11 protein-coding genes are annotated in these 14,649 nt (G+C 58.7%); 9 read left to right on the top strand and 2 right to left on the bottom strand.

Features of this window, described 5'->3' with window-relative positions; all coding sequences use genetic code 11:
- Positions 1–56 precede the first annotated feature (56 nt).
- The 4 genes from M0G74_RS11460 to M0G74_RS11445 all read left to right on the top strand — a co-directional run bounded on the left by M0G74_RS11460 (position 57) and on the right by M0G74_RS11445 (position 8,082).
- The gene (locus M0G74_RS11460) at positions 57–1,952 is read left to right on the top strand and encodes a DUF885 domain-containing protein (protein WP_248217081.1); all 1,896 of its coding nucleotides are present in this window, start codon (positions 57–59) and stop codon (positions 1,950–1,952) included.
- A 137-nt stretch (positions 1,953–2,089) separates the two neighbouring features.
- Positions 2,090–4,639 carry a plasma-membrane proton-efflux P-type ATPase gene (locus tag M0G74_RS11455; protein WP_248217080.1) on the top strand — a complete coding sequence of 850 codons (2,550 nt, stop codon included), beginning with the start codon at positions 2,090–2,092 and terminating at the stop codon, positions 4,637–4,639.
- Positions 4,636–5,499 (top strand): polyphosphate kinase 2 family protein, encoded by an 864-nt coding sequence (locus tag M0G74_RS11450; protein WP_248217079.1) that lies wholly within the window; start codon positions 4,636–4,638, stop codon positions 5,497–5,499. The genes M0G74_RS11455 and M0G74_RS11450 overlap by 4 nt, the downstream gene beginning before the upstream one ends.
- 246 nt (positions 5,500–5,745) lie before the next feature.
- Entirely contained in the window at positions 5,746–8,082 is a 2,337-nt protein-coding gene (locus tag M0G74_RS11445; RefSeq protein ID WP_248217077.1) for a hypothetical protein, read from the top strand.
- A gap of 89 nt (positions 8,083–8,171) precedes the next feature.
- On the opposite strand, the gene M0G74_RS11440 is transcribed toward M0G74_RS11445, so the two are convergent.
- Positions 8,172–9,851 (bottom strand): NAD-dependent malic enzyme, encoded by a 1,680-nt coding sequence (locus tag M0G74_RS11440; RefSeq protein ID WP_248217066.1) that lies wholly within the window; start codon positions 9,849–9,851, stop codon positions 8,172–8,174.
- Between the two features lie 281 nt (positions 9,852–10,132).
- On the opposite strand from M0G74_RS11440, the gene M0G74_RS11435 reads away from it, so the two are divergent.
- Positions 10,133–10,522, top strand: coding sequence for a thioesterase family protein (locus M0G74_RS11435; protein ID WP_160152028.1), 390 nt, complete (start codon positions 10,133–10,135; stop codon positions 10,520–10,522).
- Positions 10,523–10,575: 53 nt separating this feature from the next.
- On the opposite strand, the gene M0G74_RS11430 is transcribed toward M0G74_RS11435, so the two are convergent.
- Positions 10,576–11,676 (bottom strand): GGDEF domain-containing protein, encoded by a 1,101-nt coding sequence (locus tag M0G74_RS11430; RefSeq protein WP_248217065.1) that lies wholly within the window; start codon positions 11,674–11,676, stop codon positions 10,576–10,578.
- Positions 11,677–11,844: 168 nt separating this feature from the next.
- Between M0G74_RS11430 and M0G74_RS11425 the strand changes: the two genes are divergently transcribed.
- The 4 genes from M0G74_RS11425 to M0G74_RS11410 all read left to right on the top strand — a co-directional run bounded on the left by M0G74_RS11425 (position 11,845) and on the right by M0G74_RS11410 (position 14,517).
- Positions 11,845–12,375, top strand: a complete 531-nt coding sequence (locus M0G74_RS11425) for a macro domain-containing protein (RefSeq protein WP_248217062.1) — start codon at positions 11,845–11,847, stop codon at positions 12,373–12,375.
- A 7-nt stretch (positions 12,376–12,382) separates the two neighbouring features.
- The gene (locus tag M0G74_RS11420; RefSeq protein ID WP_248217050.1) at positions 12,383–13,138 is read left to right on the top strand and encodes a VIT1/CCC1 transporter family protein; all 756 of its coding nucleotides are present in this window, start codon (positions 12,383–12,385) and stop codon (positions 13,136–13,138) included.
- A gap of 143 nt (positions 13,139–13,281) precedes the next feature.
- Complete coding sequence (locus M0G74_RS11415; RefSeq protein WP_248217046.1) at positions 13,282–13,842, top strand: glutathione S-transferase; 561 nt, start codon at positions 13,282–13,284, stop codon at positions 13,840–13,842.
- Between the two features lie 66 nt (positions 13,843–13,908).
- Positions 13,909–14,517 carry a hypothetical protein gene (locus M0G74_RS11410; protein WP_248217042.1) on the top strand — a complete coding sequence of 203 codons (609 nt, stop codon included), beginning with the start codon at positions 13,909–13,911 and terminating at the stop codon, positions 14,515–14,517.
- The last annotated feature ends 132 nt before the right edge of the window (positions 14,518–14,649 follow it).

Raw genomic sequence — 14,649 nt, 5'->3', positions numbered from 1 at the left:
GTTTAATAACGCGTTCATAAACGTATTTTCTTTAAAACAGTAAAGAGGCGAAAGCTATGCGCAAAGCGCTCCTGAGTCTGGTTATCGCGTCGGTGGTTGCCGGCTGCCAGAAAGCAGAAGAACCCAAGCAGCAGAATACACAGGTAGATGCCGGTGCGGCGCAGGTCGAGCAGCAGGTTTCAGAAACCGCATCGGCCAGTGCGGAGCAGGAAGCGGAAACCAAGCGCCTGGGCGAATGGTTCGACAGCAAATACGAAGAAGAGCTGCAGTTCAGCCCGATCCAGCTCAGCTACCTGGGTCGCAAGGAGCAGTACGACAAAATCGACGATATGACCAAGGCCGCCGACGAGCGCGAGCTGGCCTGGAAAAAAGCCACCGTCGAGGAAATGAAAAGCCAGTTCGACTACGACAAGCTGACCACCGAAGGCAAGGAATCCTACGACCTGTGGATCCTGCAGTACGAACAGGAAAAGGCCAACCAGCCCTTCTCCGACTACGGCTACTTCGCCAGCGAGCTGGGTGGCCCGGAGGCCCAGTTCCCCACCTTCCTGATCAACCAGCACAAAGTGGATACCGAGCAGGATATGCGGGATTACATCACCCGTATCGGCGGTATCAGCGTCGCTCTCGGCCAGCTGCTGGAGCGCGCCCAGGGTTCCGCCAAGAAAGGCATTCGCCCGCCGCAGTTCGCCTACGATCTGGCGATCGAGCGCGCGCAGAAGGTGACCACTGGCCAGCCGTTTGGCGAGGGCGATGACGCGCCGCTGATGGCCGATGCCAAGAAAAAAATTGCGGCCCTGAAAGACGGCGGCAAGATCGACGAAGCCACCGCCAAAGACCTGCAGGCGCAGGTGGAAAAAGCCCTCACCGGTGACCTGAAATCTTCCTACGATGGCTATATCGCCTGGCTGCAGGAAGACCGTGTCAACGCCGATAAAGAACCCAAGGGTGTTTCCAACCTGCCGGACGGCGACAGCTTCTATACCAACCGCCTGGCCAACTACACCACCCTGCCGCTGACCGCCGATGACGTGCACCAGATCGGTCTCGACGAAGTGGCGCGTATCCGCAAGGAAATGGAAGGTATCAAGGATCAGGTAGGCTTCGACGGCGATCTGCCGGCGTTCTTCAAATTCATCCGCACCGACAAGCAGTTCTACTACCCCAACACCGATGAGGGCCGCGAGAAGTATCTGGAAGAAACCCGCAGCTACCTCGCCGATGTACAGAAAAAACTGCCGGAGTATTTCGGAATCCTGCCGAAAGCGGATCTGGTAGTGAAGCGCGTTGAGGCCTTCCGCGAAGTGCCCGGCGGCGCCCAGCACTATGTGCCCGGTACCCCGGACGGCGCCCGTCCCGGCACTTACTATGTACACATGTCGGACATGAGCGCCCTGTCGACCACCGATATGGAAACGGTGACCTACCACGAAGGTAACCCCGGTCACCACATGCAGATCTCCATTGCCCAAGAGCTGGAAAATATTCCGCAGTTCCGCACCCAGGCGCATTTCACCCCTTACGTGGAAGGCTGGGCGCTCTACTCGGAAAAACTCTCCAAGGAAATGGGCCAGTTCCGCGACCCCTACCGGGACTTCGGACGTCTGACCGCGGAAATGTGGCGCGCCATCCGCCTGGTGGTGGATACCGGTATGCATTCCAAGGGCTGGAGCCAGGAGCAGGCGGTACAGTACTTCCTGGACAACTCCGCGATCCCGGAAGGCGCGGTGCGTTCCGAAGTGCGCCGCTACCTGACGGTTCCCGGCCAGGCCACTGCGTACAAGATCGGCATGCTGAAGATCGAAGAATTGCGCGGCAACGCCGAAGAGGCACTGGGCGACCAGTTCGACATCCGCAGCTTCCACGACACCGTACTGGGTGGTGGTGCACTGCCGTTGCCACTGCTGGAAAAACGGGTAAATGCCTGGGTCGATAGCGTGAAGCAGGGCTAACCCCTCTGCTCAGGCGCAAGCCAGACCAGCAAAGAAGCGGGCCACAGCGCCCGCTTTTTTGTGCCTGCTAGATTTAAAAATATGGCAGGGAAACGGCATCTGGTCGGGTGCACCCTGTATTGGCGGGGAAATACCGAGTGCAGCGACAAGAGTCCAGTGAAAAGCCGACGCCGGAAGCAAATGACCAGAGCGAGCTTGAGCAAGCGGATCTGGACAGGGTCTTTTCCACACTGAACACCTCGGCCAGAGGGCTGACTGGCGCCGAAGCCAGCGCACGTCTGCAGCAATATGGTGCCAATGCCATTGTCGCCAGGGAACAAAGCGCCCTGCGCCGCTTTCTGCGCTATTTCTGGGGGCCCATCCCGTGGATGATCGAGGGCGCGGCGCTGTTATCCGCAGTGATTGGCCACTGGGCGGACTTCTCTATCATTGTGCTGTTGCTGTTGTACAACGCCGTTACCGGCTTCTGGCAGGAGCGCAAGGCATCCCTGGCGCTGGCGGCACTGAAGGCGGGGATGGCGCCACAGGCGGAAGTACTGCGCGACGGTGCATTCCACTCCAATGACGCGGCGGAAGTCGTACCCGGGGATATGGTGCGTATACGCCTGGGGCAGATAGTGCCGGCGGACGTGCGCTTTGTCGCTGGGGAATCCATCAGTATCGACCAGGCGGCGCTTACCGGCGAGTCGCTGCCTGTGGATAAAAAAGTGGGCGATATCGGCTATTCCGGTAGCATCGCCAAGCGCGGGTCCATGACCGCGGTGGTGATCGGCACCGGCGCCAATACCTTTTTCGGTCGTACCGCGAAACTGGTGGCTGGCGCTGGCCGCGGGCTCTCTCACTCACAGCGCGCCATGAGCCAGATCGGTGACTTCCTGATTGTGTTGTGCCTGTTACTGGCAATGGTGCTGGTGGGCAGCGAGTTGTATCGGGATATCGTGGTCGCGAAAAGCTGGCACTGGTCCGATGCACTGGACATATTGCGCCTGGTGCTGGTGCTGTTGATCGCCTCGATACCGGTAGCCATGCCGTCGGTGGTCACCGTCACCAATGCGCTCGGCGCACTGGCACTGTCGCGCAAAAAAGCCATCGTTTCACGCCTTGAAGCCATCGAGGAGTTGGCGGGCGTCGATATCCTGTGTACCGATAAAACCGGCACCCTCACCAAAAACCAACTTACGCTGCATGACCCACAGCTGTTCGAAGCGAAAGACGCAGACACGCTGATTACCGGTGCAGCGCTGGCCTCGGAAGAGGGCTCCTCCGACCCCATCGACAGCGCGATATTTGCCGGCGTCACCTACAAACAGGCGCTGCAAAAATACCGGCGGGACACCTTCACCCCATTCGACCCGGTCCGCAAGTACACACTATCCGAAGTGACCGACGCCGACGGGCGCACCGTGACATTTGCCAAAGGTGCGCCCCAGGCCATTGCGCAACTGTGCGCTCTGCGCGGGGACGCGGGAAAAAAAATGGAGACGTGCGTAGCGGACCTGGCTGCGCGGGGGTTGCGGGCACTAGCGGTTTCCAAATCCGTGGATCGCGGTAATCACTGGGAGTTTCTCGGTGTACTGTCACTGGAGGACCCGCCCAGGGATGACTCCCGTGAGACCATTAGCCGGGCCCGCGATCATCGCCTGGCGGTAAAAATGATTACCGGTGATGATGTGGCCATCGCCAAAGAAATCGCCGCTCAGGTGGGAATAGGCCCAAACATTCTCAATGCCGCCGATGTATTCCCGAAAACCCTGGACGCGGATCGACTGTCACAGAAGGTCGCCGACTGTGTCGAAACGGTGGATGGCTTTGGTCGCGTGTTTCCCGAACACAAGTACGCCATCGTCAAGGCGCTACAGGGACGCAATCACCAGGTGGCAATGACCGGTGACGGCGTCAATGATGCGCCAGCGCTGAAACAGGCCGATTGCGGCATTGCGGTCAGTGGCGCCACCGATGCTGCACGTGCCGCTGCCGCAATTATTCTCACCGCCCCCGGGCTGTCCACGGTGGTGGATGCCATCGATGAAGCGCGCAAAATCTTTGAGCGTATCATCCACTACGTGCTGTTTCGCGTGGCCATGACCCTGGACATTATGGCGGTGGTGGTAATTGCCACGGTGCTTTTCGGCTTTTCTCCACTGACGCCGGTAATGATTGTACTGATCGCACTGCTGGATGATGTACCCATCATGACCATCGCTTACGACAATACCCGGGTGCCATCGCGACCGGTGCACTGGCAAATGCACCGGCTGTTGTATGGCGCCGGTATTATGGGGCTGTTCGCCATTGCCCAGACCGTCGGGTTGCTGTTGATTGGTATGGAGTGGCTGGATAACGCCCAGTGGCAGGCGTGGATCAAGCTCGGAAAAGAACAATTGCAGACGGTCATTTTCCTGCAGATTGTGGCGGGCGGACATCTGCTGTTGTTTGTAGTGCGCGCACGACACGCATTTTTTGCAAAACCCTGGCCGGCGGTGCCTCTGGTCGCTGCGGTCGTGGGCACCCAGGTTTTGGCGGTACTCATGTGCGCTTTTGGCTGGCTGGTGCCCGCTATTCCCTGGACCATTATTGGTCTGGTTTGGCTGTATATGCTGGGTTGGATGTTTGTACTCGATCTGGTCAAAAAAATGCTTTACCGGCATTTACAGAAGGCTGCAGCAACGCGCGAGGATTACCGGTGAATTACTATGACGAATTCCGGGTAAAACCGGGCAGCAAGATCCGGCTGGATAAAATCGACGCTTCCTACAGTGGTGAGCACAAAAACGAAAAATCCGCGCTTCCGCTCATTGAGGAGTACAAAGAAAAACTGCGTGAGTTGCAGTATCTGATGTACGCAGAGCATAGTCGCTCGTTGTTGATCTGCCTGCAGGGACGCGACGCCGCCGGCAAGGATGGGGCCATCAATCATGTGCTTGGAGCCATGAACCCCCAGGGTTGCACCGTAACCGGGTTCAAGCAGCCATCCACCGCGGAGCGCGAGCACGATTTTTTATGGCGCTGTCACAAGGTGACACCGCGGCGCGGGCATGTGGCCATCTTCAACCGCTCGCACTATGAAGATGTGTTGATCCAGCGGGTACACAAAATGGTGCCGAAAAAAATCTGGTCCGGGCGCTACCAGCACATCAACAATTTTGAAAAGCTGCTCGCCGATAACGACACTACGGTACTCAAGTTTTATCTGCACATAGATCCTGAGGAGCAATTGGCGCGTTTCAAAAAGCGCATCGACGACCCGGCGCGGCATTGGAAAATCAGCGACAGTGACTATTCCGAGGCGCACTACTGGGACGACTATACCGCTGCCTTCGAGGATGTGTTGAAGAATTGCAGCACCGAGCAAGCGCCCTGGTTCGTTATTCCCGCCAACCACAAATGGTTCCGCAACCTTGCCATCTCCCACATAGTGGTGCGCGCACTGGAGTCCCTGAAAATGAAGTTCCCCTCACCTTCGGTGGATATCGACGAGATCCGGAAAAAATACCATTCACTGAGCAAGGCGACCGAAGCCGACGAAGACAACAAAAAGAAGAAATAGTCGGTCATTATCGCCGGTACTAAATTGCCAGTACTACAGAAGTGGTCTGTTTGGTACGACCGTGGGCATTTTTCACAAAAATACCAACAAAATCACAGCGGCGCATGAGGGGATTTCCGGTTATTTCGTTTCGATTTAGGGCTGGTGTAACTCGCGAACATTTCTCACGAATGGTGGGACTTCCAGAGCAGCTGCACAGACCTTAACCGCTCGACAGGCGACATAACGGAAAACAAAGAGTAGTCAATGAGAATAAAAGGTAACCAATCTGCTGGGCTCGCTGCGGTGCTGTCCAGTCTGTTACTTGCTGCCTGTGGTGGCGGTAGTGGTGGAAATGGCGGTGGCAATGGTGATGGCAATTCGTCCGAGCCGACAAACAAGGCACCCAGTGTAAACGTTGCAGCGGTATCCATCGCCGAAGGCGGCACCGTGAACGTTGCTGCCAATGCTTCCGACAGCGACGGCACCATCGCCACATACCATTGGGAGCAAACCTCCGGGGTTACCCTGGAGCTCGGTAATACCGACGGCGAGTCACTGACCATCAATGCGCCGGCGGTGACAAGCGACGCCGAGGCAGTGGTCACCGTTACCGTAACGGATAATAAAGGGGCCCAGTCCTCGGCAACATTCAATGTGACCATTGTTGCGAATGTGACAACGATTGAGGTTGCCGGCCTGGTGGCAGATCAGTCGGCGGCGAATGCGGAAATCCTGTTTGCGGTGGGCAGTGAAACCTTTACTACCCAGGCGGACACGGAAGGCAATTACACGCTTTCCGTGAGTGTCGACGACAGTGAGCTGGCGGGCGTCATTCGTGCAGAGGCAAGCAGCGGCGACCCCGGGTTCAAGCTGGTTTCGCTACTGGCTGCCGATGCTCTCTTGGGTGCGGCCGGTGACGATGGTGTGGTTACCCGGGATGAATTCCTGCCGTTGAATATCTCCAGTGTGACCACTGCCCTTGCCGCGCAAATCGAGGGCGGTGTGCCTGGCAGTGTGACCTCTGCCGAGCAACTGCGGGCGCGCCAGAAACAGCTGAACGGCAATGAAGTCTTCCAGCTGGCGGTGTTGATCAGCCTGGTGCTGGATGCGGACAGTTCCGCTGTGGTATCTGTGCCGGAAGGAGTGAGTGATACCTATGCACTGGCTTCGGATATGGATAGGGCCGCCAGGTTTGCAACACAGATCCAGAGCAGCGATGCGGCGCTTTACCAGGCGGCAGTCAATGCCATTGCGGCGGATTCGTCATTGGCCGCGGTCCGACCACCGAGCAGTGTTTCCCTTGAGGACACCTATTACCTTACCTCGGGCAACGTAACGCCGATTCCTTTTGACCGCCGGCCCAGTGAGCACTTTGGACGTCGCCTCACGCTCGCGCCCGGTGCACAGGGGGAGCTGTCCGGCCTGTTGGGAAGCGGGGCCATCTCCTGGAGCCTGCAGCCCGAGGGACTGGTAATTAGCGGTATCGAGTTCCAGGTGCGGGAAGACTACCGCTACGATGAAGCGCTCGGGCAGCAGGTGCTGGAGCAGGTCATGGTGCGCCCGCGGCTGGTGCAGTGGTTGTCGAGCGACGCCCAGGTAGACTGGCTGCTGATTACCCTGGACCAGTACACCCGCTACCCCGACGGCGAGTACCCCCCGACCGAGCCTGTCAGCTTCACCGATGCCACCATGGCGATTCGCGCGGCGGGTACCGTGAGTGCACAACAGCTGCTGGAAATGGGGATCGCCATCAGTGTTCCGCTGCCTGGTATTCCGGGCGAGGTGACCGATCCTGTAGACGGTGCCCAGGAGCCCAGTATCGAGCTGCAGGCGGTACAGCTGGTATTTGCTGGCAGTGTGGAAACCGGTGGTAGCGTTACGGTTAACAAAGACATTATCAGTGGTCGCGGTATCGCCTCCAGCAGTCACCTGAGCACATCCTGGGCCATTGATGCATCCGGGCACGTGACTATCGCAGACCTGCTGGGCTATCCCGCAGAGCTGGTTTTTCTGGAGTCCGGCAATCCCAAGGCGCCGAAAATGTACCTTGAGCTTACCGACGGCGCCGAGCGACTGTCGACCGTGGCAACCGCATACCGCAAAGAAGCGCCGGCATGGACTGCAGAGCGCGCTGTAGGTATCTACCGCTATCCACAGGATTTCTTTTCGCCGCTGGAGCCCTTCTGGTTTGAGGTGAATGCGGATGGCACGGCGCTGACCGTTTCCGCCTGGGATGCGAATGGCGATGGCGAGCTCGCCACCAGCGAGCTGACGCAGATGCCGGGATACTGGCAAATCAACAGCGCAGGCAACCTGGTGATTCGCCGCTATTTCTCACAGAATTCCGGTTTCTGCGAGGCTGATAGTTGGGATCCTGCGCCTTCGGATAGCTGCGTCTTGTACCACGAAAGGGAGTGGGTGCTGCATCAAGAGGCCGCCAATGAATCGGTGGCACTGCGCAATAACCACCGCTTTTTCGCCGACCCCTTCCATGATCCGGAAGGTGAAATACCCGACGAGCACATCCTTAGCTCTGCACTGAGCCTCGACGTGTTTTACCAGAAAGTTCCGGAGCGGCCGGCGCCGCTGATGGCGCCCTAGGTATATACACTGGCGACCCGGATCCAAATAAAAAAACCCATGCGCTTGCATGGGTTTTTTTATGTCTGGCTAAGAGTTTGGCCGGCGAATCAGAACGCCACCCGCCGGTAGCGCCGGTAATTGGGCGACCAGAAATTTTTCTCGATATTTTTTTCCAGTTTGTCCCGGGTGATGCCCGGTGCCACGCCGTCTTCCTGTGCCTGCAGGCCCACCGCCATGGCGATCGCCTTACCCACTTCGCGGATATCGGACAGCGACGGCAACAGTGCGCCGCTGCCTTTCTGCACCACTGGTGCGTGTTCCGCCAGCGCATTGGAGGCCGACATCAGCATATTCTCGGTCACCCGGTTGGCGTTGGCGGCAATCACACCGAGGCCGATGCCCGGGAAGATATACACATTGTTGCACTGGGCGATGGGGTATTTTTTGTCGTTCAGCTCCACCGGTTCAAACGGGCTGCCGGTGGCGACCATGGCTTCGCCTTGAGTCCACTCCAGTACTTCCTGGGGTGTGGCTTCCGCGCGGGAAGTGGGGTTGGACAGCGGCATCACCAGCGGGCGCTTGCAGCCCTTGTGCAGGGCCTCGATCACCGGCTGGGTAAACAGGCCGCCCTGGCCGGACACGCCGATCAGGATGGTCGGTTTTACCTGCTCGATCAGGGTCTGCAGATCCCACTCCGGGGATTGCGGGTATTTGTCGGTGCTCTGCGCCAGCTTTTCCTGAAAATCGTGCAGGCCTTTCATATCGCTGGTGACCAGGCCGTAGCGGTCGAACATGAAGATGCGCTCGCGGGCCTTGGCGTCGCTCAGGCCGTCATTGACCATCGCCGCCACCACCTGCTCGGCAATGCCACAGCCGGCGGAGCCGGCGCCGACCACGAGTACCTTCTGTTTGCTGAGCTTCTCTTCTTTCGCCTTGCACGCGGCGAGCATGGTGCCCAGTGCCACCGACGCGGTGCCCTGGATATCGTCGTTGAAGCAGCACACCTTGTCGCGGTAGCGAGTGAGAATCGGCATGGCGTTGGTCTGGGCGAAATCCTCGAACTGGATCAGCACCTTGGGCCAGCGGCGTTTCACGGCGGCGATAAACTCTTCGATAAATTCGTCGTACTCCTCCTGGGAGACGCGCTCGTTGCGCCAGCCCATATACATGGGATCGTTCAGCAGGGTGCGATTGTTGGTGCCCACATCCAGGGTCACCGGCAGTGTGTAGGCCGGGCTGATGCCGCCACAGGCGGTGTACAGGGACAGCTTGCCGATGGGGATACCCATGCCGCCAATACCCTGGTCGCCGAGCCCGAGGATGCGTTCTCCGTCGGTGACCACGATCACTTTTACATTCTCTTTGGTCGCGCTGCGCAGAATATCGTCCATGTGCTTGCGGTCCGGGTAGGACACAAACAGCCCGCGGTGGTTGCGGTAGATATTGGAGAACTCTTCACAGGCCGCGCCCACGGTGGGGGTGTAGATGATCGGCAGCATCTCTTCGATGTGCTGCTCGATCAGGCGGAAGAACAGGGTTTCATTGTCGTCCTGAATCGCCCGCAGGTAGATATGGCGCTCCAGGTCCGTGCGGCACTGCTGGTACTGGTGATAGGCACGGCGCACCTGTTCACTGATGGATTCCACATTGTTCGGCAGCAGGCCGATCAGGTTGAATTCGATGCGCTCCTGCAAGGAGAAGGCGCTGCCCTTGTTGAGCAGGGGGATCTCCAGCAGGGAGGGGCCGGCGTGGGGAATGTACAGGGGACGTTTGTCTTTCTGGCTCATAAAACAAAAACTGGAAACTGATTGGAGGCTGTGTACGACATTGTACGAGTGCGATGTGTATCGGCTGGCTTTGCAGTGACAGGCGATACGGTCAGCAGCGCTACAGGAAGCGTAGCGGATCAGGGTGCGGCATTTTACGCCGGCTTGACCGCAGATGTCTTTTGAATTGGCAAAAGTGCCCGGATATTCGGCGCGAGTGTCGGCCCAAGTGGCCGAAAACCCGCAACGCTGGTTAAATGCTCCAGACACACACAAGCCAGAACAATGAATTGAGGAGTTGTATGTTCACCTACCAGGTCGAGCCCCGCTTTAGCGAAACCGATGCCCTGGGGCACATTAACAATACCGTGGTACCCGTGTGGTTCGAGCAGGGACGCACGCCGATTTTCCAACTGTTCAACCCGGACCTGAGCCTGAACAAATGGAATCTGATCCTGAAGAAAATGGATGTGGATTTCGTCGCCCAGATCTACCTGTATTCACCGGTGGAGATCCGCACCAGCCTGAGTGCGGTGGGTAACACCTCGATGACCATTCACCAGGAGGTATGGCAGAAGGGCCAGCTGGTGGCCCAGGGGGACTGCGTGATGGTGCATTTTGACTACGAGCAGCAGGCCAAGGCGCCGATTCCGCCCGAGGTCAAAGAGAAGTTATTGCAGCACCTGGCCTGAGCCAGGGGGTTGGGCCAGGTTTAGCGACCGGCGGGCGCTAATCTGCGCCTGTCTCAGTCGCAGACCACCTGGTTGCGCCCGGCATCCTTGGCCCGGTACATGCGGGAGTCCGCCTGGGTCAGCATCTGGTTCTGGCCGTCCTGGCCGGAGCCGCCCTCGGCGACGCCGAAGCTGATGGAGATATTCACGTCTTCCTGATACTGCGCGGTGAGCGCTTCCACCTTGCGACGCAGCTTTTCCGCCAGCACGCCGGCACCTTCCACATCGGTGTTCGGCAGCAGGATCAAAAATTCCTCCCCGCCCCAGCGCGCCACCACATCGTCGGCACGGGTATTGTTGCGCAGTACCTCGGCGACATCCTGCAGCACCCGGTCGCCAAAGCTGTGGCCGAAGGTATCGTTGATCGCCTTGAAACTGTCCAGGTCACCAATCAACACCGAATAGCGCCCGGCCAGATCGCGGTTGCGCCGCTCCAGCTCGCTGATGGCCTTGTAGGCCTCGCGGCGGTTAGCGAGACCGGTGAGGGCATCGGTGCAGGCGTGGCTTTCCAGCTCGGCGGTCAGTTTGTGCAGCATCTGCTGGGTCTGGTGGCGGCTGCTGTCGAGGATCGCGGTGAGTGCCGTCAGCGCGCCGAACACGGCGATAAAGCGCGCCCGGTGGGCGGTATCGTACTGTGCCAGCAGGCCGGGGAATTCGGGATAAAACAGGATCAGCGCGGTGATGGCGCCGACGCCAGCGAGGGTGACCGTGCCCCACTTATAGCCATAGAGGTTGATGAATCCGGGCACCAGCATCACCGCCCACATCAGGCCGGTATTGTTTACGCCGCCGGACAGCAGCAGATAGAAATACAGCACCAGCAGCAGCGCGCCGACGAGTACCGGTGTCTTGCGGCTGGAGCCGGCAATATTGACGCCCACATAGGCCAGCAGGATCACTCCGGCAACACTGAACAGGGTGCCGGCCAGGAACAGGTCCGCGGCCATCAGCGCGATCACACCCATGGCGCCGGTAATGGCGAGGGCAAAGATCAGCATATAGCCCGAGGCCTGGATACGGCGGCGCAGCTCCAGGTTGCGCGCCTGGGCGACCGGATCGGCGATTTCGGTGCCGCGATAGCCGGCGGTGTGATTGTGTTCTGCTGTGATGTCCATCTTCTCTATGTCGTTAGAGATTGTCGTTGCGACCGCGTCCCTCGGCCGTATTTCTCCCGGGCGGCGAAGCTTCTTCCGCGACCACGGGCGCCTCAATCCACGGTTTCCCAGTGCGCTGGAGGCGAGCGAACTATAGTAATGGCGAACAGCTTTGGCGCGGAGACCTGCATGGGGCAACTGCAACTGATTTGTGACAACGTTCTCACAATTGAGGCCGATGCACTGGTGTGCCCGGCTCACAAACACCTGATCCGGGGGCGCGGGCTGTCGGCACAGGTCTACGATCGCGCCGGGGAGGCGCTGGTCAGTGAGTGCTCACAGCTGCCCGAGTGCGCCGTGGGCGAGGCCCGTATCACCAGCGCACCCAACCTGCCGGTGGACTATCTGCTGCACACGGTGACCCCGCAATGGAGCAGTGGCGACCAGTGGGGCGCCAGGGCGGTGGTCGAATTGCGCCAGTGCTACCAGAGCGTACTGGCGCTGGCAAAAACACGGCAATTGCAGCGCTTGCTGTTCCCCGCCCTGGGGGCCGGCACCAACCGCTTTCCCCACGAGATCGCCGCCCACCAGGGGCTGGAAGTACTGCGCGGCGCGCTCGACGACTTTGCACTGCTGACCGTGTGCCTGCACTCACCGGCGGCACTGGCGGAGTGGCGCAAGGTGGACGCGCGCTTTTTCGGCCGGCAACAGCAACCGTGAGGTTTTCGTGAAAGCCTCCAGGCGCCGACAGTTACAGCGCGAACACCGACCGGAAAATATCGCGCGCCGCCTCGCGAAAACACCCAGGCCCCAGCGGCTGTCCGATATGGTGCTGGGGGCCATCGACGGCTGCGTTACTACTTTTGCGATCGCTTCCGGCGCCTTTGGCGCGGGCTTTTCGCCGCTGGTGGTGTTGGCCATGGGCATGGCGAACCTGCTGGCGGACGGCATCAGCATGGCGGTCAGCAACTACGAGGCGGTGAATGCGCAGCAGCGGTTTGCCGAGAACGCCCGCCGCACGGAAGAAGAGCATATCCACCTGGTACCCGAAGGCGAGCGCGAGGAGATCCGGCAGATTTTTGCCAACAAGGGCTTCAGCGGTGAAAACCTGGAGCATATCGTTGAAACGGTTACCGCCAATCGCGGCCTGTGGATCGACACCATGCTGATCGAGGAATACGGCCTCAGCGGTAGCGCCCCCAACCCCCTGGCCTCTGCCTGGTGGACGTTTATCGCGTTTATTGTGGTGGGCGTGATCCCCCTGCTGCCCTTTCTTGTCCCCGTGCTCGACTTTTCCCGGCAGTTTATTGCCAGCAGTCTACTGGCGGCACTGGTGTTTTTTACCATCGGCCTGCTGAAAGGCTGGGTTTACGACAGTTCCCCCCTGCGTGCGGGCATGACCACACTCTTGCTTGGCAGCTGTGCCGCATCTGTTGCCTATTTCGTCGGTCAGGCCGCGGAGCGTCTGTTTGGCACCATCTAAATAATGGCAGTGACTCAGTAATGACAGTGATTCAGTAACGCTGAGCATTGCAAACGCGTTTTATTTGCCGAAGCAGTACCTTTTCGCCATGATCTATCTCCCGTCCCCGGGATTGTGCATCAACGAAAAGGATCAACCGCAACATGAAGCTATTTGGCAGTTTTACTTCCCCTTACGTGCGCCATTGCCGTATCGCCCTGATGCAATCCGGGCTCGACTGGGAAATGGTGGAGCTGGATATCCACACCAGCAAGGACCCCGGCACGCCCACCCTGCGCGTGCCCTTCCTCGAGGACGGTGCACTCAAGCTGACCGACTCAACCCCGATTGTGAAATATGTGCGCGAGAAGTCCGGTGACGTATTTATTCCCGATGCGGCGGATCTCGACCGCTACTGCCTGGCGAATACCCTGCTGGATGCGGCGATCAATCTGTTCCTGCTGGAGCGCAGCGGCCTGGATATCAATACCAATGTGTACACCCGCCGCCAGCAACAGCGTATCGAGCTGGTGCTCAAAGAACTCGACTCCGCCCCGCTACCCAAATCCGGACAATTGGGTGATGCGGATTACCGCGTGGCCGTTGGTGTCGCCTGGGGGCAGTTCCGCAACCGCTTCTCCATCGACGCGCACCCCAATCTGCAACAGCTGCTGCAGATTGCCGGAGACGATGCCACTTTCGTGGCGACGGCACCGCCGGCGTAAGTGAAAGTAATGGCAGGAGTGAGTGCCAATTGAATTGCCACCAGAAAAATAAAAAGGAAGCCAAGTATGACCAGTGATATTTATCAGGCGCCGGAAGCCGACCTGCGACAGGGCGCCGACCAGGGGCAGGCGGTTGCCGCAGAAGACCGGGAATTTTATGTGGTGTCGGGGCGAAAATTCCTGGTATTGATGATCGGTACCTTTGGTCTCTACGAGCTGTACTGGGCCTATCGCCATTGGAAAAACTACAGCGACAGCCACCGGGCAGCCATGTGGCCGGTAATGCGCGCTATTTTTTTCCTGTTCTTTGCGCACTCCCTGTGCAGCAAAATTGATGCAAGCCTGTTGTCTACACACAAAAAACACAGCTGGTCACCGACGCTGGTGGCAACACTCTACGTGGTGTGTAGCCTGATCAGCAGTATCTCGGACCGGTTGTCCGGTATGGATGGCGTGTCTATCTGGGTAAGCTTTGTCGCGTTCGGTGTTTTCCCGGTGCTCATCTGGTGTTTGTACCGGATTCAGATCGCCGCGAATATCGCCTGCGATGACCCGCAGGCAAGCAGTAATGCCAGTTTTACCCCGGCTAACTTTATCTGGTTGGCCATCGGTTTTGCGATCTGGGCGGTGCTGTTGTTTGGCCTTTATGCCGCATACGCTGGGCTTCCCTATTGATCGCGTATTGATGTAACGCTAATGGCAAAAAACGGGCTTTTAAAGCCCGTTTTTTTATGCGCAAGGAATTAACGTTTTTGTCTTCGGGTGATTACGAGGTGTTCCCCAAAAATGCCTAAAAAGGGCTATAGA

It is taken from the genome of Microbulbifer sp. CAU 1566 (assembly GCF_023156515.1).
Lineage (GTDB): Bacteria > Pseudomonadota > Gammaproteobacteria > Pseudomonadales > Cellvibrionaceae > Microbulbifer.
The sequence above is the reverse complement of the archived record's forward strand: the minus strand, read 5'-3'. Positions and strand labels throughout refer to the sequence as shown.